The following is a 19,687-nucleotide window of genomic DNA, read 5'->3' on the forward strand; positions in this document are numbered from 1 at the left end:
CGCGCGGCGCCTCCAGGGTCCCTCCGAACGCTACTGTTTCGGAGCCTGCCTGATGACGACGCGCGCCCTGCTGCTCGGGACCGCCCTGGCCTTCGCCTGCGCCGCCGCCGCCCCCGCGGCCGAGCCTTCCCGCCGCGAGGTGGGCCAGATCGTCTACGACCAGACGCCGCCGACCCCGCCCGCCCTGCAGGCCGCCATCGCGCCCTACTACAACGCCCGTTCGGCGGTGTTCGAGGATTGGCTGGATGACGGCTCGATCCTGATCGCCACCCGTTTCGGCGACACCAACCAGATCCACCGGGTGATCGCCCCCGGCGCGGCGCGGACCCAGTTGACCTTCTTCAAGGACCCGATCGGCGTCGCGCTCGCCCAGCCCAAGGCCGAGCGCTTCGTCTATCTGCGCGACGACGGCGGGGCGGAGTACTATCAGGCCTATGTGCGGGGCCTGAGCGGCCCTGAGACCCAGCTGACCACGCCCGGGACCCGCAACAGCGACTTCGTCTTCGCCTCGGACGGCAAGCAGGTGATCTGGAGCCAGGTCACCGCCGGCAATCCCGACAACGACATCATGCTGGCGCCGGTCGACGCCCCGCAGAACCGCAAGGTCATCCAACACGGCAAGGGCGCGAACGCGCCGCTGGACCTGTCTCCGGACGGCAAGTCGCTGTTGTTCAGCCGCTACAACTCCGCGACCTTCGTGGAGCTGTTCGTGCTCGACATCGCCAGCGGGGCCGTGCGGCCGGTCGGCCCCACGGACCGCAAGGTCGCCTATCGCGGCGGCGCCTTCACCCACGACGGCCGGGGTGTCGTGACCCTGTCGGACGACGGCGCCGACATGGCCCGTCCCGTGGTCTTCGACCTGGCCGGCGGGGCCATGCGCGATCTCGATCCCGGGGCGAAGTGGTCGGCCGAGTCCTTCGACCTCAGCCCCGACGGCGCGGTGATCGCCTACATGGTCAACGAGGAGGGCTATTCGCGCCTGGTCCTCAAGGACGTCGCGACCGGCAAGCTGCTGCCCGCGCCCAAGCTGCCGCTGGGCGTCATGACGGGCCTGGGCTTCTCGCCCGACGGCAAGAGCCTGGCCTTCAGCCTCTCGACCTCGACCTCGGCCGGCGACGTCTGGAGCTTCGCGCTCGCCGACCAGAAACTGGTCCGCTGGACGCAGAGCGAACTGGGCGGCCTTGATCCGCAGCAACTGGTCGAACCGGCGCTGTTCCGCTACCCGACCTTCGACAAGCGCTCGATCCCGGCCTTCATCTACAAGCCGGCGGCCAAGCCCGGCAAGAAGCTGCCGGTCGTCATCCAGATCCACGGCGGCCCCGAAGGCCAGGAGCAGCCCAGCTTCAATCCCCGCCGACAGTCCTGGGTCAACGAGGTCGGCGCGGCGGTGATCATCCCCAATGTCCGGGGCTCCACCGGCTACGGGAAGGATTATCTCAACCTCGACAACGCCGAGAAGCGCGAGGACTCGGTCAAGGACATCGGCGCCCTGCTGGACTGGATCGCCAAGCAGCCGGACCTCGACGCCAGCCGGGTGGCGGTCGTGGGGCAGTCCTACGGGGGCTACATGGCCCTTGCGGTGGCCGCCCACTACAATGACCGCATCGCCGGCGCGATCGACCTCTACGGCATCTCCAATTGGACGACGTTCTTGAAGAACACCGAAGGCTATCGCCGCGATCTGCGGCGGGCCGAGTACGGCGACGAGCGGGAGCCGAAGATGGCCGCGGTGTTCGACAAGATCTCGCCGCTCAACATGAGCGCGCGGATGAAGAAGCCGATGATGATCTACCAGGGCGCCAACGATCCGCGCGTGCCGCAGTCGGAGTCCGAGCAGATGGTCGCCCGGCTGCGGGCCCAGGGGACGCAGGTCTGGTACGTCCTGGCCAAGGACGAGGGCCACGGCGTCGCCAAGAAGCAGAACGCCGAGGCGGTGCGCGCCACCGAGATCGTTTTTCTGAAGCAGGTGCTGGGCGCGAAGTAGGGCGCTCATCTCCCTCGGGAGAGGAGATCAGGCGGTCTCGCGGTGTTCGGCCAGCCAGCCGAGGGCGATCTCGGCGATCTCGGCCCAGCCGGGTTCGCCGATCAGCCAGTGGCTCATGCCAGGCGCCTCGATGAAGGCCCCGCCGAGCCGGGTCGCGGTCTGACGGACGGTCGAGGGCGGATGGACCACGTCGCGCTCGCCGGCGATCACCAGGCAGGGCGCGTCCAGGGCGCCGGCCCCGGCGCTGGTGGTCATGAACGGGTCCAACCACCAGTTCAGGGTTTCCCACAGCGCTCGGCCGCTCTCGGGGCGTAGGCGCGCGACCACGGCCTCGCGTCCGGCCTCGGGCATGCGATCCAGGCTGTAGTGGCGCATCAGGCTGCGGTCCGGCGCGACGCCCTGGGCCCAGAACGGCCCCAGCATGTGCAGGCCGACGGCGGTGGCCGCCTCCTCCATCGAGGACGAGGTCACGCCCCAGGGCGCGGACGGCGCCAGCAGCACCACCGCGCGCACCCGCGCGCGCCTGGCCGCCATGGCCGCGACCAGCCCGCCAAGCGAGTGGCCCATCAGGATCGGCGGCTGCTCCTGCGCCGCGCACAGCGCCGCGACGTCGCGGGCATAGTCGGTCATCGAGACGCCGACGACGGCGCTCGCCGGGTCGCTTGCTCCGTGGCCGCGCAGGTCGGGCGTCAGCACCGTGTGGCCGGCGGCCTCGAACGGCTTGCGGAAGTCCTCGAACGCCCAGCCGCAGCAGAAGGCGCCGTGCGTCATGACGATCGGCGGGAGGTTATGGGTCATGGAAATCGCTGTGTGGGGCGCGGCGTCAGGCTGCGCGGCCGCGCAGGCCCGCGAAATCTTGGAAGGCGACGACGACCTTTTCGTAGATCGCCTTCTTGAAGGGCACCACCAGGTCGGGGGCTTCGTCCAGCCGACCCCAACGCCAGGCGTCGAACTCAGGGTGGCCGTGGCCGGACAGGTCGATCTCGCTCTCGTCGCCGTCGAAGCGCAGGGCGAACCAGACCTGCCGTTGGCCTTTCCAGCCCTTGGCGATCTTCGAGCCGTTATGGTCGGGCGGAAAGTCGTAGGCCAGCCAGCCGTCGGTGCGGCCGAGCAGGGTGGTGGTCTTCACGCCGGTCTCTTCGACCAACTCGCGGCAGGCGGCGACGTAGAGGTCTTCGCCGGCGTCGACCCCGCCCTGGGGGAACTGCCAGTTGTGCGTGCCGGTCGTGCCGAACCGCCGCCCCAGCCACACCCGGCCATCGGGGTGGAAGAGCACCACTCCAACATTCGGGCGATAGGCGGCGAGGTCGGTCATCTCAATCCATTTAACGACGCTGGGTCAAAGCGGAAGCCGGCGCGAGCTGATAACCCCGAGATTCTACCGATTCAGCCCACTTTGCGACCTGCGATAGCGTCACAGGGTAGGCGAAGCCCGATCCCAGCGCCTGGCCATGCTGAAGCGCCCCGGCCTCGATGGCCAGCAGCTGCTGGTCGATCGCCTCGCCGGAGAGCTGTTCGTCGATGACCCGCAGGGCCGAGGCCCGAGGGATCCCCCCGCCGCTCCGCGCCGCCTGACCGTCGTCGACGAAGGCCAGGCCGCGGCCGCGCAGGGCGCCGGTGAAGGCGCTCATCCCGCCCTCGGAGGTCAGGAACCGCGAACCCAGATAGTTGGTCACCCCGAAATAGCCGGTGGCGCGCGACAGCACCCACTCCAGCTTCTTCACCGTCTCGGACCCCTGGGCGCCGGCCATTAGCGTGTAGGGGCCCGGATCGTTGTCGGGATAGTCGCTGGGCTCCATCGGAGTTTCCAGCAGCACTTCATGGCCGGCGGCGCGGGCCAGGTCGATCCAGCCCTGCAGGCCGTCCGAATAGGGCACGAAGGACAGGGTCACTTCGGGGGGAAGAGTGTCGATGGCCTGGCGGGTGGCGGTGGCGTTCAGGCCCAGCCCGCCGATGACCAGCGCCACCTTGGGGCGGCCGTTGGAGACGAACGGCCGGGCATAGGCCTCGGCCGGGGTCTTGCCGTTGGCGGCGATGATCGGCAGCGGGCCGCTGGGGCCCTGGATATGGAAGCCGGCCAGCGGCGCCTGGGGCAGGGGATCGGCGGCGTGGAAGCCGTCGCCGCCGGCCATGGTGATCGTCGCCTGGCCCAGGGCGTCGGCGGCGCCGATCGGGGTCTCGGACAGGCGGAAGATGTCCTCGGTCACGGCCGGGGCGGGCGACCCGTTGGCCAGCGCCTCGCGCCAGCCTTCCGGCGCCGCCGTCGACGCCATCTTGGCCAGCGACAGCCGGACCACAGGCGAGCTCGCCTTGGGGTCGCCGATCAAGGCGATCAGGATCAGCAGGACGATCAGGAACAACCCTGCCGCGGCTCCGGCCCCGGCATAGGGGTTCGCGAGCGCGCGCAGCAGCGCTTCAGGAGCCTGGAGACCAGGCGACGGCGCGGCGATCGCGGGAGACAGGTTTTTTCTGGAAAACATCGATGATCACGGAACGTTCCGGCAATGGAGCGTCCGTGAATATGGTTAACAAACGACTTATACAGTGAACGTTTTGGCCTATTCCTTGCGAGGCAAGGGCTCGCGAGGAATAGGCCGCGACAGTTTCAGTTATTTCTTCTCGACAGGCTTGGCGCCGGCCGACGCCGCGGCGGCTGCGGCCGCGCCCTTGGGGGCGACGACGGCGGCCATTTTCGGGGCGGGCTTCGGCAGCTTCGGCGTCGCCGCCACCGAGCCATAGCGCAGCACGTCCTTGGCGCGGGCGAGCTGGAAATCGCCCTTTTCGGTGTCGAAGCCTTCCGGCGGAGCCTCGGCGGGGACGTGGGCCCCGCGGCGGGCCTTGCCTTCCTCGGCGTTCAGCGCGTTGCGGAACGAAGCCTCGGAGAACTGGAACGCCTTGTTGGCGATCCGCTGAGCCTGCTCACCGTTCTCGGCGACCTCGAGGTCGGGTTCGATGCCGGTCTTCTGGATCGAGCGGCCCGAGGGCGTGTAGTAGCGCGCCGTAGTCAGTTTCAGCGCGCCGTCCATGCCGCCGCGCAGCGGGATCACGGTCTGCACCGAGCCCTTGCCGAAGGTGGTCAGGCCCACGACCTCGGCGCGTTTGCGGTCCTGCAGGGCGCCGGCCACGATCTCGGCGGCGGAGGCCGAGCCGGAATTGACCAGCACGACCATCGGCAGGCCGCCGGCGTCGTCGCCGGGCTTGGCGTTATAGCGTTCGATATCGCGCGGATCGCGACCGCGCTGGGAGACGACCTCGCCGCCTTCCAGGAACATGTCGGAAATGCCGACCGCCTGGTCGAGCAGGCCGCCCGGATTGTTCCGCAGGTCGAGGATTAGACCCTTCATTTTCGGGTTCTTGGCGCGCAGGGCGGCCAGGGCCGCCTGGGCCTCGTCGGTGGTCTTCTCGTTGAAGGCCGAGACCCGCAGATAGCCGTAGTCGCCCTCCATCTTGGCGCTGGCCGACTTGGTCTTGATGATCTCGCGGACGATCTTCACGTCGAAGGGATCGGTCTTTTCGCGGGCGATGGTCAGGGTGACCGGCTCGCCGGGCTTGCCGCGCATCTGCTTGACGGCGTCGTTGACCGACAGGCCGAGCACGCTTTCGCCGTTCACCGCGGTGATGAAGTCGCCGGCCTTCACGCCGGCCTTGAAGGCGGGCGTGTCGTCCATGGGCGAGATGACCTTGACCACGCCTTCTTCGCTGGTGACCTCAAGGCCCAGCCCGCCATATTCGCCGCGCGTCTGATCGCGCATGTCGTCGAAGCTGTCGGGATTCAGATAGCCGGAATGCGGGTCGAGCGAGGTCAGCATGCCGTCGATGGCCGCCTCGATCAGTTTCTTGTCATCGACCTCGGTGACGTACTGGCGCTCGACTGTGTCGAGCACGTCGCCGAACAGCTCCAGCATCTTGTAGGTCTTGGCCTTGGGCTGGGCCGAGGCGTAGGCCTGCTGGCTCACATAGGCCATGGAACCGGCGCCCAGCACAAAGGCGGTCGCCCCGATCAGAAGGTACTTTCGCATATCAGGCCCTTAAGCCTCCCTTGCGGCGGAACTGCGCCGCACAGCGTTCGAAGTCCCACGTTCCATACCAATTCCGGCGGAATTGGTTCGCTCTACCCCGTCTTGCCGCCCAGCCATCTGGCGGGGTCGACGGGAACACCGCGTTCGCGGACCTCTAGATAGAGTTCAGATGGGGACTGTCGTCCATCCGTCATCCACCCGACAGGCGTTCCGGCCGCGACCGATTGTCCGATACCCACGGTAGCTCGGTCCAGTCCAGCCAGGACCAGATGGTAGCCACCGGGCAGCCGCAAGATCAATATGACCCCCCAGCCCTTAACGGGGCCTACATACTGGACCAGCCCGGCGTCCGGGGCGGTGACGCTGGCGCCCTTCTCGGCGGCGATGATGATCCCGGTGGATTCGCCGCCGCCGGTCAGGGCCTCGCCGAAACCATGTGTGATCGGACCCTTGGCCGGGGCGAGCAGGGCGATGGGCGGGGTGATCGGCCCAAAATCGAGCGGGGCGGCGCCCGGCGGCGTCGCTTCCAGGCGTTCGCGGTGCTCGGCCAGTTGGGAGTCGTTGGTGAACAGCGCCTCGCTGGCCACGGCGGCCAGCCGGCGCTGGCGGGCGATCTCGACGGCCTCGCCGGCATAGACCTTGGCGCGGCGCTGCAGTTCAGGGGTGATGGCCTTGACCAGGATGGCCGCGCGGACGGCCTCCGTGGCGTCCTGGGGGCTCACCAGCAGGGCCGGCGGTGGATCGCGCCGGAACTGCGCCAAGGCCGTCAGCAGCCGCGCCATGCGGTTCAGATTGCGGCCCTGCTCGGCGTTCAGCACCGTCTCGCGGACGTTCAGCCGCTCCAGCCGCATCCGGTCGTCGGCCGCCGCATAGGCGATCGCCGCCGCGCCCAGGCTGAGGGCGAGCGCGCAGGTCACCGGAAGGGCCAGGCCGCGGCGGAGCATCATTGTTCTGGGATAGACCTTGCGGCCATCGCCCTCAATCGCGGTGATAGGGGCCGCCGGCCAGGATGGTGACGGCGCGATAGACCTGTTCGGCCAGCATGGCGCGGGCCATGGCGTGCGGCCAGGTCTGCGGCCCAAAGGCCAGCTTGCCCTTGGCCTGCGCCAGCAGGGACGGGTCCAGCCCGTCCGCGCCCCCGATCACGAACACCATCTTGCGCACCCCGTCGTCGCGCAGGCGTGCGATTTCGGCGGCGAAGGCGCGTGAAGCCCTCGCCGTTCCGTGTTCGTCGCAGGCGATGACGTAAGCGCCTTCGAGGTGTGGACGCAGCACCTCGGCTTCCGGGGCCTTGCCCGGCTTCTTCGCCTCGACCTCGATGACCTCGACCGGGCCGAGGCCCAGCGAGCGGCCAGCAGCGGTCGCGCGATCCACGTAGAGTTTGACGAGGTCGACCTCGGGCGAGCGTGGCAGCCGCCCGACGGCCAGAATGGCTATCTTCAGGAGGCCTGCGTCCGGTGCGGGGCGTCGACCGACCAGATTTTCTCGATGTTGTAGAACTGGCGCACTTCGGGGCGGAACAGATGGATGATGATGTCACCCGTATCGATCAGCACCCAGTCACAGTGCGGCAGACCCTCAACGCGAGCCTTGCCGTATCCGGCTTCCTTGAGGGCGCGCAGCAGGTGATCAGCCAGCGCGCCGACGTGACGATGCGAGCGGCCCGACGCGACGATAAGTCCGTCAGCTACGGCGCTCTTGCCTTTCAGGTCGATGAAAACGACATCCTGGGCTTTGTCGTCATCGAGACGCGCCAGAATGAGATCTCCGAGGGCGACGATCTTCGCCTCGGTTTCGGGAGAAGCCGGTTTAAACGGGGCTTCGTGCGCACTAGGCGCGGGGTCAGGGCTCAGCGGGGTCGCTCCTTTGTTGCCTCGCTAGAGGAGACATATCACAAGAAGACGGATCGGTCAGCCCAACCTCGCAAAGTCGCTGAAATGGCTCTTAAGCGCCGCCTTGGCGCATCCGTTCCCGCAGTGCGGTAGAGGATTGATAATTAAGCGGTCCGGTCAGGAACACCCAACGGGGCGGGTCGGCGCCGGGCAGCAGCATGGCCTGCTGGGACGGTACGCGGGCATGGGCGAACCGCCGCGCGGCCGGCGAGAACCGGCTCTTCAGCGAGATCCAGGGACGCGAAACGACGGCCACCGGAACCTCGGCCATGATCTGGGTCCAGCCACGCCAGCGGTGGAATGTCGCAAGGCTGTCGGCGCCCATGATCCAGACGAAATGGACGCCCGGGAACCGCGCCTTCAGCGCCCGCAGGGTGTCGACGGTGTATTGCGAGCCAAAGCGGGTCTCGGCGTCGCTGACGATCATGCTGCGGCCGCTGACCACGCGGCGCACGCCCGCCATGCGCTCAGCCAGGCCGGCGGTCTCACGCGATGACTTCAGCGGGTTCTGCGGCGAGACCAGCCAGACAACCCGGTCCAGGCCCAGCCGTCGTCGCGCGGTCTCGGCCACGTGGGCGTGGCCCTCATGGGCGGGGTTGAACGAGCCCCCATAAAGGCCCACGCGCATGCCCGGCTGCAAATCGAAGCCGAGCTGCAGGGCCGCCGGACGGCCCGCCATTGGCCGGCGCCTAGCCGCGCCGGCGAACCACACGGGGTCCTCGTGGGCTCAAAGCGGCCTGGCCGTGCCAGGATTACGGTCGAGATCGAGATCGGTCTGGCGCACCTTGGCGCGCACGGTGAAGACGCCGTCGCCTGACAGCACCCCGGCGCGCGCGAACAGCCGGCCATGTTCCCAGTTGGAGAGGCCAAGTTCGGGGCGGTTCAGGGCGAACTGGCCGTCCACCCAGCGGGTGAAGCCATCGCCGACGAAGGGGGCGTTGACCGCGGCGTAGAACGCCTCGTGCGCCGCCGGATCTTCGGCGATTAGGCTGGCGGCGAACTGCGGGCTGTAGCGGTTGAACAGGGCCACGGCCTGCGCGGCGGTCTCGACCACCACCAGGGTGAGTTCGGGCGTTTCCTCCCACTCCCACTCATGGCCAAGCTGGGTTTCCGGCAACAGTTCGACCTGGGGCTCCTCGACCGGCCCTTCGGCGCGGCCGACCGTGACCCGGGCCGAGCGCCAGGCCTCGGGCAGGACGGCCTCGGAGCCTTCGACCACATGCAGCTTCACGCCGCTGCGGCGCTGGCCGGCGGCGGTCAGGGCTTGAAGGAAGGCGGGAACCAGGTCAGCGGCCCGTTCACGGACGATGGCGCAGACATTGAGCGTGTTGCAGACCTTGCGGTCCAGCGAGTGATAGACGGCGGCCTTGAAGCGCGCGGCGTCGGCGGTGACATCGGCGACCATCCAGGCGCCGCCGGTGCCGTGCAGGCTGACCGGGGCGCCGGCCTGGCGGGCGATGGCGCCCAACTGGGCGACGGCGGGGCCCGAACCGCGCGCGACGGCGAGCGCCAGCCGCTTGTCGGAGAACATCGCCCAGCCGGCGGCGTGCTCGGGGCTGTCGACCAGGGCCGCGGCGCCTTCAGGCAGGCCGGCGGTCTTCAGGGCTGGATCCAAGGCGTAGGTGACGATGGCGCGGGCGGTGCCCAGCGCGTCCGACCCGATGCGGAACACCACGGTGTTGCCGGTGCGCAGCACGCCGGTGGCGTCGGCGAAGACGTTGGGGCGGCCCTCGAAGATGAAGCCGACCACGCCGAGCGGGGCGGCGACCTGTTCGACGCTCCAGCCGGCATGGTCCACACGCTCGACCACCCGGCCCCGCGCGGCCTTGGCGTCGCGCCAGACCTGCAGGCCGGCGATCATGTCGGCGCGCATGGCGTCGCTGACCATCAGGCGGGTGGTGGAGCGGCCTCGCGCCTGGGCGCGGGCGACGTCCTGGGCGTTGGCCTGGGCGATCGCGCTCCAGACCGCGTCGTCGGCCAGATTGGCGGCGAAGGCCTCGAAGAATTGGGTGATGGCGGCGTCGGAAACCTTGGCCAGCCCGTCGAAGGCGGCGTGGGCGCGGCCGACCGCGTCGTCGGCTATCGCCTGGACCGCGGCGGGGATGTGCAGCAGGTCGCCGGTTTCCTGCACGACCACCAGGCGGTCGCCGGACTTGAAGGCGGCGGCAAGGGTTTCGGACACCAAGGCCACGCGGTCGCCGCCGAACGGAATCGGCATGCCGGGGACCAGCGCCTCCAGCCGCGCCGTCCTTGCGCCCGCCTCAACCTTGGTTCTCGCCGTCGCGTCGTCCATTGCGCCCTAATGCTCAGTTTGAGGTTTAGTAGGCCCCTTTGGGCCGGCTCGCAAATCGCCGATCAGGCCGGCGCGACCACCGGGCTCAGGGCCAGGTCGTCGGCGTGGATCAGCGGGCCGGAGGTGAAGCCCAGCACCGCCTCGATGGCGTCGGACTTCAGGCCGCGGATGCGTTCGGCGTCGCTGGAGTCGTAGCGGGCGATGCCGCGGCCGATCTCCCGGCCGGTCTGGTCGGCGACCACGACGGCGTCGCCCTTGCCGAACCGGCCCTCGACGGCGCGCACGCCGGCGGCCAGCAGGCTCTTGCCGGTGGCGAGCGCGCGGGCCGCGCCGTCATCGACGACCAGGGCGCCGGACGGCGCCAGCGAGCCGGCGATCCAGGCCTTGTAGGCGGCCGCGACCGAGACCGAGGGTTCGATCACCGTGGCCAGTTCGCCGGCCTCGATGGCGGCGAGCGGGGCGGGGCGGCGACCCAGGGTGATCACCGTGGTGCAGCCGGCCGACTGGGCGATGCGCGCGGCGGCGATCTTGGTGGCCATGCCGCCGGTGCCGACCCCGGCGCTGGCGTTGGCGCCGCCGGCCATGGCCTCGATCTGCGGCGTCAGCTGGCTGATGCGCGGCATGTGCTGGGCGGCGGGGTCATGACGCGGATCGGCGGTGTAGAGGCCGTCGATGTCCGACAGCAGCACCAGCACGTCGGCGCCGATCATCTGGGCGACGCGGGCCGCCAGCCGATCATTGTCGCCGTAGCGGATTTCCTCGGTGACGACCGTGTCGTTCTCGTTGACCACCGGCACGACGCCCAGGTCGAGCAGGGTCGAGAGCGTGGCGTGGGCGTTCAGCCAGCGTCGGCGGATCTCGGTGTCGTCGCGGGTCAGCAGCACCTGGGCGGCCGAAATCTCGTGCGGCTCCAGCGCCTCTTCCCAGGCCCGCATCAGGGCCGACTGCCCGGCCGCGGCGCAGGCCTGTTTCTCGGGCAGGGTCAGGGCGCGGCGGCCCATCTTCAGGCGGCGGCGGCCGAGCGCCACGGCGCCCGAGGAGACCACCAGCACCTGCTGGCCTCTCGCCCGCAGGCGCGCGAGGTCGGTGGCGAAAGCCGCCAGCCAGGCTGAATCAGGACCGTTCTCGCCGGCGACCAGGGCCGAGCCGAGCTTGACGACGATCCGCTTGGCGGTGGCTAGGCCGCTCATCAGGGGATCCAGCCGGTGTTGGTTTCGTCCTCCGGGTCGGCCTGGGCGGCGGCGGACTTGCGTTCGCGCACCAGGGCGTAGGCCTCGCGCAGCAGTTCGGTCACGCCCTTGCCAGAGACGCCGGAGACCAGCCGCACTTCGGCGCCCGAAGCCTCGGCCAGCGCCTCGCGCTGCATCTCGACGGTGCTTTCGTCCAGGGCGTCGATCTTGTTCAGCGCCAGGATCTCGACCTTGTCGCCCAGCTCGTCGGCATAGGCTTCCAGTTCGATCCGCACGGTCTTCCACGCCTCGACCACGTCGGTCTGGGTGGCGTCGACCAGGTGGATCAGGGTGGCGGTGCGTTCCACGTGGCCAAGGAAGCGGGTGCCCAGACCCGCGCCGTCGGAGGCGCCCTCGATCAGGCCGGGGATGTCGGCGATCACGAAGCGCTCGTTGGCGGACAGATCCACCACGCCCAGGTTCGGGGCGATGGTCGTGAACGGATAGTCGGCGATCTTCGGCTTGGCGGCGCTGGCGGCGGCCAGGAAGGTCGACTTGCCGGCGTTGGGCAGGCCGACCAGGCCGACGTCGGCGATCAGCTTCAGTCGCAGCCAGATCCAGCGCTCTTCGCCGTCCTGGCCAGGATTGGCGTGCTTGGGCGCCTGGTTGATCGGACCCTTGAAACGGTCGTTGCCCCAGCCGCCGTTGCCGCCCTTCAGCAGCTGGACGCGCTTGCCGGGCTTGTCCATGTCGGCGATCAGGGTTTCCTTGTCCTCGTCCAGCACCTGGGTGCCGACCGGGACGTACAGCACGACATCGGCGCCGGCGGCGCCGTGACGGTTGCGACCCATGCCGTGGATGCCGGTCTCGGCGCGGAAGTGCTGGGCGTAGCGGAAGTCGATCAGGGTGTTGAGGCCGTCCATGGCCTCGACCCAGACATCGCCGCCGCGCCCGCCGTCGCCGCCGTCGGGACCGCCGTACTCAATGTACTTCTCCCGACGGAACGACACAGCGCCGCCGCCGCCGTTACCGGAGCGGATGTAGATTTTGCACTGGTCGAGAAACTTCATCGGGGCCTTTTGTAGCACAGAGTGGCGTAGGTCGAGCGTAGTGGCGTCGATTCCCGCGCAGGTGAGGGTTTCGCGCACGTCATCCCAGGCCCGGCCTGGCGGGCCGGCCGGGATGACGCCGTGAACTTCAAGCCAGCCAAACCATCATGCGGGTTGGGGCCGGGCGACCGCCGCGGGCGACCGAGGGGCGTTGCCGGACCTCGCCGGTATAGAGAAAGCCGGCCTTGGTCAGCACCTGGCCCGAGGCGGGGTTGTCGGCGAAGTGGCCCGCGCGCAGGTAGCGCCGGCCCCAGGTCTTGTGGGCCCAGATCAACGCGCCGCGCGCGGCCTCGGTGGCGTAGCCAAGGCCCCAATAGGGCCGGCCCAGCCAGTAGCCGATTTCGGTCTCGTCGGTCTTGGCGCCGTCGAAGCCCATGACGCCGATGGCCCCGTGCTCAGGGTGCTCGATGACGAAGACCGCCTCGCGGCCCGGGTCCTGCTCGCTCACCTGGGCGAGGAAGCCCTCGGCGTGTTCGAGACCGTAGGGATAGGGCATGCCGGTGGTCATGCGCGCCACGTCGAAGTCGTTGGCGTGCTGGGCCAGCCGTGCGGTGTCGGCCTTGCGGGGCTTGCGTAGCCGAAGACGCTCGGTCGCGATGACCGGCTCGAAGTCGATAGCGCACATGGTCTACCTCCCGGCCCTCTCTCGGGGCCCTTAGAAAACGACAAGGGGGAGTCCGGCGACCGGACTCCCCCTCGGAAGTTCTCTGCCCGGTCCGCCTAACGGCGAGCCCGGGTGATGAGGCTCGCCTTAGTTCGCTTGAGCCACGACCACGTTTACGTAGGTGCGGTCGTCGCGCTTGGTGATGAATTTCACGGCGCCGGCGGCGGTCGCGAAGAGGGTGTGGTCCTTGCCGATGCCGACATTGTCGCCCGGGAAGAACTTGGTGCCGCGTTGGCGCACGATGATGTTGCCGCCGACGACAGCTTCACCACCGAATTTTTTCACGCCGAGGCGGCGGCCAGCTGAGTCGCGACCGTTGCGCGAAGAGCCGCCAGATTTCTTGTGAGCCATAGCTCTCTCCTAACTCTCTAGACGCTGCTTATTCGGCGGCGTCGTCGGACGACTTGGCGGCGGCCTTCTTAGGCGCAGCCTTCTTGGCCGGCGCTTCGTCGGTCGCGGCAGCGGCCTTCGGAGCAACCTTGGCTTTCGCCTTGGCCGGAGCAGCCGGGGCGGCGGCTTCCAGTTCGGCGATCACGTGCTTCAGGTTGCGGGCGCGAGCGTCCAGCAGGGCCTTCGGGGTGAGGTCGACGGTGCCGTCCCACTTGTCGGTCTTGCCAGCGCCGGCGACCGAGGTGACGCGCAGGACCGTCTCGTGCTGACGGTGGCCCTTCGTGCGACGATAGCCCTGACGGCGGATCTTCTTGAAGATCTTCACCTTCTCGCCCTTGCGGGTTTCGATCAGGGTCGCCGACACTTGAGCGCCGTCCACGAGCGGAGCGCCCAGCGTGATGGCCTCGCCATCACCCAGCATCAGGACGTCGCCGAAGGCGACCTCCGCACCGGGTTCACCGTCGAGCTTTTCGACAACCAGCAGGTCGCCGGCCTGGACCCGGTACTGCTTTCCGCCGGTTTTGATCACCGCGTACATGGTTAGCGCCTTGAGACTGTAGCAAAATGGATTGCGCCCGCGAGATAGCCCGCGGGCGAGAGGCGCGGACTTATACAGAGGGACCCGTAGGAGTCAACGCGCCTGCCGTGTTTCAACGGTTACATGACTCAATCCGGGTAATCCAGCCAAACGGGCGCGGTAGATTTCGGCCGGTTGGGGGTTGGCGGACGCCACCACGACGATCGCGGCGTGATGGCCAGGGCCCAGGCGCCAGAGGTGCAGATCCAGCAGGCGCTCGCCTTCGGACTGCAGCCGCTCGCGGATTTCGGCGGTCAGCTCGGGCGAGGGATTGATGTCCAGCAGCACCGCGCCGGTTCGGCGCAACAGCCGCCAGGCGAAGTGGGCGAGCAGGATCGCGCCGGCCAGGCCCGCCAGGCTGTCGGCCCAGGCCCAGCCGAACATCCGCCCGAGCCCCAGCCCCAGGATGGCGAGGGCCGAGACCACGGCGTCGCCGGCCAGGTGCAGGTGGGCGGCCGAGAGGTTCAGGTCGCCGTCGCGATCGTGGGCGTGTTTGTGAATGGGCCGCAGCAGCCAGACGCAGATCAGATTGACCACCAGGCCTCCGACCGCCAGGGCCAGGGCGCCGTCATAGGCGACTTCGGCCGGGGCCAGCAGGCGATGGCCGCTCTCTATAGCGATCAGCACGGCGCTGACCGCCAGCACCGCGGCGTTGGCGAAGCCCGCCAGGTAGCCGAGCTTGCCGGTGCCGAAGGAGAAGCGGGGATCGTCGGCGAACTTGCGCGCCAGCCGGTAGGCCGCGGCGGCGACCACCAGGGCCGCCACGTGGGCGCCCATGTGCAGGCCGTTGGCGATCAGCGCCATGGAATTGAAGGCCAGCCCGCCGGCCAACTGCGCGGCCAGGGTGAGGACGCAGATCCCGGTGACGATCCAGGTGCGCCGCTCATTATGCGCATGGTCGGCGCCCAGATAGACCCGGTCGGCCCGGAAGGCGTCCATCTGTCCTTGTCGTTCGGGCGCGGAGGCGGTCACAAGGTCTCTTTATGTATGGCGGCGGCAGCCGTGGTTCAGTGTTATTCGATAACAGTATGCTGCGGTCAAGCGATCGAAGGCGCCAGGCTGTTGGCTTGTTCCCTTTCCCAGCCTGTTGGCTTGTTCCCTTTCCCAGCCTGTTGGCTTGTTCCCTTTCAATGACTAGATGACGTCCATGACCGACAAGACACCCGTCACCGTCCTCACCGGCTACCTCGGCGCAGGCAAGACCACGCTCCTCAACCGGATCCTCACCGAGGACCACGGCAAGAAGTACGCCGTGATCGTCAACGAGTTCGGCGAGGTGGGCATCGACAACGACCTGATCGTCGGGGCCGACGAAGAAGTGTTCGAGATGAACAACGGCTGCGTCTGCTGCACGGTGCGCGGCGACCTGATCCGGGTTCTGTCGGGCCTGATGAAGCGCAAGGGCAAGTTCGACGCCATCATCATCGAGACCACGGGCCTGGCCGATCCCGGCCCGGTGGCCCAGACCTTCTTCGTCGACGACGACGTCAAGGCCCGCACCGTGCTCGACAGCGTCACCACCGTGGTCGACGCCAAGCACCTGCCGCTGCGGCTCGCCGATTCCCGCGAGGCGGTCGAGCAGATCGCCTTCGCCGACCAGATCGTGCTGAACAAGACCGACCTGGTCACCGAGGCCGAGCTGAAGAGCGTCGAGGCCGCGATCCGCCGGCTGAACCCGCTGGCCCCCATTCACCGCGCCCAGCGCTCGAACGTCCCGCTGGACGCCATCCTTGGCCGTGGGGGCTTTGATCTGGCCCGCATCGTCGAGGTGCAGCCCGAGTTCCTGAATCCGGTTCATGGCGAGCCGGGGCATGTCCACGATGAGGATTGCGACCACGACCATGATCACGACCATCATCATCACGGCGACCACGATCACCACGGCCACGATCATCATGATCACGAAGACCATGCGGCTGCGGCGGGTATACGCGGCATCTCGCTCACGCTGAACAAGCCGATCCACGGTCAGCGCGTCACCGCCTGGCTGAACAAGGTGCTGGAAGAGCAGGGGCCCGACATCCTGCGCGCCAAGGGCATCCTGGATGTGGCCGGCGAGAACCGCCGCCTGGTGTTCCAGGCCGTGCACATGATCCTCGAGGGCGACTTCCAGGGCGACTGGAAGGAAGGCGACAACCGCTACAGCCGCCTGGTGTTCATCGGCCGCAATCTCGACGAGGCCAAGCTGCGCGAAGGCTTCGAGGCCTGCGCGGCATAAGGCCGCTCCACGCTCGTCATCCCCGGATCAGCCTGCGGCTGACCGGAGGATGACGAAGCGGGTTTGCAAACGCCCAACGAAAAAGGCCCGCCCGGGTTTCCCTGGGCGGGCCTTTTCGTATCGGTCGAAGGGGCTCGGCTTAGAGCTCTTCGTTGATCAGGGCGACTTGGAAGAAGCCGTTGCCCTGCAAGATGTTCATCACAGCCATGAAGTCGCCGTAGCGCACGGTCCGGTCGGCGCGGATGTAGACGCGCTCTTCGGTCGGCTCGGGCTTGTTCAGGATGCGGGTCAGGTCGGCCGGGAGAGTGCCCAGGCTGGTCGGGGTTTCACCGATGAAGACCTTGCCACCCTGCTGAATGTTGATGAGCGTGGGCTCTTCAACCTTGGAGCCGGGGGGCGGCGGGATCGCCGGAGGCAGGTCGAGTTTGATCGACACTGTCGCCGCGGGGATCGACACCATGAAGATGATGAGGAGCACCAGCATCACGTCCACGAACGGCGTGACGTTGATGTCGTTGTTCTGGCCGAGGTCGAACTTGCCGCCGCCTCCGCCACCCAGCTTCGCACCCATAGATATTTCTTCCCCTGAGGGCCCCTTGATCAGGGCCGCCGTAAAGTCACCGACACCCATCGCTAAACAGAAAGCGATTGTAAAGCCCGAACCTTCAAAGCGACGCCCGCCGAGGGTCAGGGTTTTCACGGCGCCTGTCTGAAGGGCGCTTTTTGCGTCGAATCCGGCTCTCGCCAAAACCAACGTTAGGCAGGTAAGACCGCGTTATGACCTTCCAATACGACGCCTATGTCACCTCGGCCCTTTTCGGAAAGGCCGGAAAGGCCGCTTTCACCCTCGGGGACGGCACAGTTCGATTCGAGACCGGCGAGGTCATCGAAGCCCATGACGGGGCGATTTTGTCGGCCTGCACCCATCCGAGCGGCGATGGCGTGGTCACCGGCGGCGACGACGGCCGCGTCGTCTGGTCGCGGGTCTCGGGCGCCGAGGAGATCGCCAAGATCCCCGGCCGCTGGATCGACGCGGTCGCCGCCTCGGCTGAATCCAAGCTGATCGCCTTCGGGGCGGGCCGCGAACTGCACGTGCGCGACACCACCGATCCGAAGTTTTCCCGAGTCTTCGTCCATGAGAAGTCGGTGGCCGACGTCGCCTTCGACCCCAAGGGGCGGCGGATCGCGGTCGCCACCTATAACGGCGCCTGGCTCTGGTACGCCAAGATCGCCGAGCAGAAGCCCTACATTCTGAAGTGGGCCGGCAGCCATGTGGGCCTGGCCTGGAGCGCCGACGGCAAGTTCCTGATGTCGGCCATGCAGGAAAACCAGCTGCACGGCTGGCGGGTCGCCGACGACAAGAACCTGAAGATGGGCGGCTATCCGGCCAAGGTGAAGAGCATGGCCTTCCTGGCCAAGGGCCAGCTGCTGGCCACCTCCGGCGCCAACGGCGTGGTGGTCTGGCCGTTCGCCGGCGCCACCGGGCCGATGGGCAAGCAGGCCGCCGAGATCGGTTTCGACGAGAGCGCCATGGTGGTCCGGGTGTCCGGCATGCCCGGCGGTCAGCTGGTGGCCGCGGGCCTGGACGACGGCCGGGTCTGGGTCTGCGACCTGGCGGCCTCGGGGATCACGCCCCTGAAGGCCGAGAAGGGCGCGGCGATCAGCGCCCTGACCATGAGCGCCGACGGCAAGCGGGTGGCCTGGGGCGACGAGGACGGCGGCGCCGGCGTGGTCGAGGTCTAATTCTGAGTAGATGCTCCCCCGCTGGGGGAGCTGTCGGCGCAGCCGGCTGAGGGGGAGCTCACGCTTAAAGGCCGCCGCCCGCTCCGTCGCGCTTTGCGCGCCACCTCCCCCAGCGGGGGAGGATCTGAAACCTACTCAAACCCCTGAAGTTCGGCCCAGACCTCGAAGGGGTCGCGGCTGGAGCGCAGGGTGTTGATCGGCGCGGTTTCGTCGCGCCAGCCCAGCGCCATGCCGGAGAACACCATGTGGTCGCCTGGCAGGCCGAGCACCTCGGCCAGGGTCTTGGGATAGCGCGCCCAGTATTCCTGGGCGCAGGTGTCGAGGCCGCGCTCGACGGCCAGCAGCATCACCGTCTGCATGTACATGCCCAGGTCCGACCATTGCGGCGGCCCCAGCTTGCGGTCGAGGCAGAAGAACAGGCCGACCGGGGCGCCGAATAGTTCGCCGTTCTTGGCCAGCTGCCGCAGGCGGGCGGGCTTGTCCTCACGCGGGATATCGATGGTCCGATAGAGGTCCTCGCCGTTCTGGAAGCGCCGCGTGCGGAACGGGTCCCAGAGGTTGGGCGGATAGACGTCGTATTCTGGTTCCTCGCCGAACGGATTGGCCGCCACCTTGGCCTTCAGCCCGGCCAGCGCCTCGCCGGCCAGGGCGTAGACTCGCCAGGGCTGCAGGTTGCCGCCGGATGGGGCGCGGGCGGCGGCTTCGAGGATTTCGCGGACGACCGCCGCGGGCGGGGTTTCCGGCTTGAAGGCGCGGATCGAGGTGCGGCGTGCGACGGCTTGGGTGACGTTCAAGAGATTGCGTCCTTGCGGCGGCTTGACCATGGCCCTGGCTCGACGCATCGCTACCATCTCGCCGTGGGGTAAGGGCAAGAGCTTTGGGTAAGGCGTCTTCTGGAAAAGGTTTCTTCGGACGGCTGGTCCGAGGAGTGTTGATGCTGGTCCTGGTGTTCGGCCTGATCGGCCCGGTGCTGACCACGGCGATCTACCGCTTCGTGCCGCCGCCGGTGACCTGGCTGATGATTCAGCGGGTGTTCGAGGGCAAGGGCTTCGATCGGCGCTGGCGCTCGCTCGACGACATGTCGCCCCGCCTGGTGCGCGCGGTGATCGCCGCCGAGGACGCCAAGTTCTGCGACCACAACGGTTTCGACTTCGCCGCCATGGAGAAGGCCTACGCCAGCAACGCCAAGGGGCGGACCCTGCGCGGCGGCTCGACCATCAGCCAGCAGACCGCCAAGAACGTCTTCCTGTGGCCGGGCCGCTCCTATGTCCGCAAGGGGCTGGAGGCCTATTTCACCGTCCTGATCGAGGTGATCTGGGGCAAGCAAAGGATCATGGAGGTCTATCTGAACTCCATCGAGTGGGGTCCGGGCGTCTATGGCGCCGAAGCCGCCGCGCGGAAGAACTTCGGGGTCAGCGCCAGCCAGCTCAGCCCCGCCCAGGCCGCACGGCTGGCGGCGATCTTGCCCAGCCCCCTGAAGTGGCGCGCGGCCAAGCCGGGCCCCTATGTGAAGCGGCGCTCGGGCAAGATCACCCGGGCGGCCGGGACCATCAATCGCGAGGGCATGGCGGCCTGCGTCCTGGGTTGACCGAACGCCCTCATATGGCGGCAAGCTTGAGAACGTTCTTC

General features: G+C 68.3%; 21 protein-coding genes. 4 read left to right on the forward strand and 17 right to left on the reverse strand.

Annotation, left to right across the window (positions count from 1 at the left end; genetic code table 11):
• The first annotated feature begins 52 nt into the window (after positions 1–52).
• Entirely contained in the window at positions 53–1,984 is a 1,932-nt protein-coding gene (locus ASE02_RS04635) for a S9 family peptidase (RefSeq protein WP_056731617.1), read from the forward strand.
• A gap of 27 nt (positions 1,985–2,011) precedes the next feature.
• Here the strand turns inward: ASE02_RS04635 and ASE02_RS04640 are convergent, their stop codons facing one another.
• From ASE02_RS04640 to ASE02_RS04710, 15 genes are all read right to left on the reverse strand, one after another.
• Positions 2,012–2,782 (reverse strand): alpha/beta fold hydrolase, encoded by a 771-nt coding sequence (locus ASE02_RS04640; protein ID WP_056731619.1) that lies wholly within the window; start codon positions 2,780–2,782, stop codon positions 2,012–2,014.
• Between the two features lie 25 nt (positions 2,783–2,807).
• Positions 2,808–3,299: an RNA pyrophosphohydrolase gene (locus ASE02_RS04645; RefSeq protein WP_056731620.1), complete on the reverse strand. Its 492-nt coding sequence runs from the start codon at positions 3,297–3,299 to the stop codon at positions 2,808–2,810.
• A 10-nt stretch (positions 3,300–3,309) separates the two neighbouring features.
• Positions 3,310–4,464 carry a divergent polysaccharide deacetylase family protein gene (locus ASE02_RS04650; protein WP_056731622.1) on the reverse strand — a complete coding sequence of 385 codons (1,155 nt, stop codon included), beginning with the start codon at positions 4,462–4,464 and terminating at the stop codon, positions 3,310–3,312.
• A 129-nt stretch (positions 4,465–4,593) separates the two neighbouring features.
• Positions 4,594–6,003 (reverse strand): S41 family peptidase, encoded by a 1,410-nt coding sequence (locus ASE02_RS04655; protein ID WP_056731623.1) that lies wholly within the window; start codon positions 6,001–6,003, stop codon positions 4,594–4,596.
• 92 nt (positions 6,004–6,095) lie between these two features.
• The gene (locus tag ASE02_RS04660; RefSeq protein ID WP_056731625.1) at positions 6,096–6,950 is read right to left on the reverse strand and encodes a murein hydrolase activator EnvC; all 855 of its coding nucleotides are present in this window, start codon (positions 6,948–6,950) and stop codon (positions 6,096–6,098) included.
• A gap of 31 nt (positions 6,951–6,981) precedes the next feature.
• Positions 6,982–7,446 carry a 23S rRNA (pseudouridine(1915)-N(3))-methyltransferase RlmH gene (rlmH, locus tag ASE02_RS04665; protein ID WP_056731629.1) on the reverse strand — a complete coding sequence of 155 codons (465 nt, stop codon included), beginning with the start codon at positions 7,444–7,446 and terminating at the stop codon, positions 6,982–6,984.
• Positions 7,443–7,856 carry a ribosome silencing factor gene (gene rsfS / locus ASE02_RS04670; protein WP_200957611.1) on the reverse strand — a complete coding sequence of 138 codons (414 nt, stop codon included), beginning with the start codon at positions 7,854–7,856 and terminating at the stop codon, positions 7,443–7,445. The genes rlmH and rsfS overlap by 4 nt, the downstream gene beginning before the upstream one ends.
• A gap of 91 nt (positions 7,857–7,947) precedes the next feature.
• The gene (locus tag ASE02_RS04675; protein WP_056731633.1) at positions 7,948–8,607 is read right to left on the reverse strand and encodes a nicotinate-nucleotide adenylyltransferase; all 660 of its coding nucleotides are present in this window, start codon (positions 8,605–8,607) and stop codon (positions 7,948–7,950) included.
• A 15-nt stretch (positions 8,608–8,622) separates the two neighbouring features.
• Entirely contained in the window at positions 8,623–10,188 is a 1,566-nt protein-coding gene (locus ASE02_RS04680; protein ID WP_056731635.1) for an aldehyde dehydrogenase family protein, read from the reverse strand.
• A 62-nt stretch (positions 10,189–10,250) separates the two neighbouring features.
• Complete coding sequence (gene proB, locus ASE02_RS04685) at positions 10,251–11,378, reverse strand: glutamate 5-kinase (protein WP_056731637.1); 1,128 nt, start codon at positions 11,376–11,378, stop codon at positions 10,251–10,253.
• Entirely contained in the window at positions 11,378–12,427 is a 1,050-nt protein-coding gene (gene obgE, locus ASE02_RS04690) for a GTPase ObgE (protein WP_056731639.1), read from the reverse strand. The genes proB and obgE overlap by 1 nt, the downstream gene beginning before the upstream one ends.
• 127 nt (positions 12,428–12,554) lie before the next feature.
• Complete coding sequence (locus tag ASE02_RS04695; RefSeq protein WP_056731641.1) at positions 12,555–13,091, reverse strand: GNAT family N-acetyltransferase; 537 nt, start codon at positions 13,089–13,091, stop codon at positions 12,555–12,557.
• Positions 13,092–13,217: 126 nt separating this feature from the next.
• Complete coding sequence (rpmA, locus tag ASE02_RS04700; protein ID WP_056731643.1) at positions 13,218–13,481, reverse strand: 50S ribosomal protein L27; 264 nt, start codon at positions 13,479–13,481, stop codon at positions 13,218–13,220.
• A 28-nt stretch (positions 13,482–13,509) separates the two neighbouring features.
• Entirely contained in the window at positions 13,510–14,058 is a 549-nt protein-coding gene (gene rplU, locus ASE02_RS04705) for a 50S ribosomal protein L21 (protein ID WP_056731645.1), read from the reverse strand.
• 93 nt (positions 14,059–14,151) lie between these two features.
• Positions 14,152–15,069 carry a cation diffusion facilitator family transporter gene (locus tag ASE02_RS04710; RefSeq protein ID WP_200957609.1) on the reverse strand — a complete coding sequence of 306 codons (918 nt, stop codon included), beginning with the start codon at positions 15,067–15,069 and terminating at the stop codon, positions 14,152–14,154.
• Positions 15,070–15,235: 166 nt separating this feature from the next.
• Between ASE02_RS04710 and ASE02_RS04715 the strand changes: the two genes are divergently transcribed.
• Entirely contained in the window at positions 15,236–16,315 is a 1,080-nt protein-coding gene (locus ASE02_RS04715) for a GTP-binding protein (protein ID WP_056731649.1), read from the forward strand.
• Positions 16,316–16,454: 139 nt separating this feature from the next.
• On the opposite strand, the gene ASE02_RS04720 is transcribed toward ASE02_RS04715, so the two are convergent.
• Entirely contained in the window at positions 16,455–17,015 is a 561-nt protein-coding gene (locus ASE02_RS04720; protein ID WP_366932419.1) for a biopolymer transporter ExbD, read from the reverse strand.
• 77 nt (positions 17,016–17,092) lie between these two features.
• On the opposite strand from ASE02_RS04720, the gene ASE02_RS04725 reads away from it, so the two are divergent.
• Complete coding sequence (locus ASE02_RS04725; protein ID WP_056731653.1) at positions 17,093–18,058, forward strand: WD40 repeat domain-containing protein; 966 nt, start codon at positions 17,093–17,095, stop codon at positions 18,056–18,058.
• A gap of 131 nt (positions 18,059–18,189) precedes the next feature.
• On the opposite strand, the gene ASE02_RS04730 is transcribed toward ASE02_RS04725, so the two are convergent.
• Positions 18,190–18,900 carry a nitroreductase gene (locus ASE02_RS04730; protein ID WP_235536611.1) on the reverse strand — a complete coding sequence of 237 codons (711 nt, stop codon included), beginning with the start codon at positions 18,898–18,900 and terminating at the stop codon, positions 18,190–18,192.
• Between the two features lie 92 nt (positions 18,901–18,992).
• On the opposite strand from ASE02_RS04730, the gene mtgA reads away from it, so the two are divergent.
• Entirely contained in the window at positions 18,993–19,646 is a 654-nt protein-coding gene (gene mtgA / locus ASE02_RS04735) for a monofunctional biosynthetic peptidoglycan transglycosylase (protein ID WP_056731654.1), read from the forward strand.
• The last annotated feature ends 41 nt before the right edge of the window (positions 19,647–19,687 follow it).

Origin of the sequence: Phenylobacterium sp. Root700 (genome assembly GCF_001429025.1) — a bacterium.
In the GTDB taxonomy this organism is placed as follows: Bacteria; Pseudomonadota; Alphaproteobacteria; order Caulobacterales; family Caulobacteraceae; genus Phenylobacterium.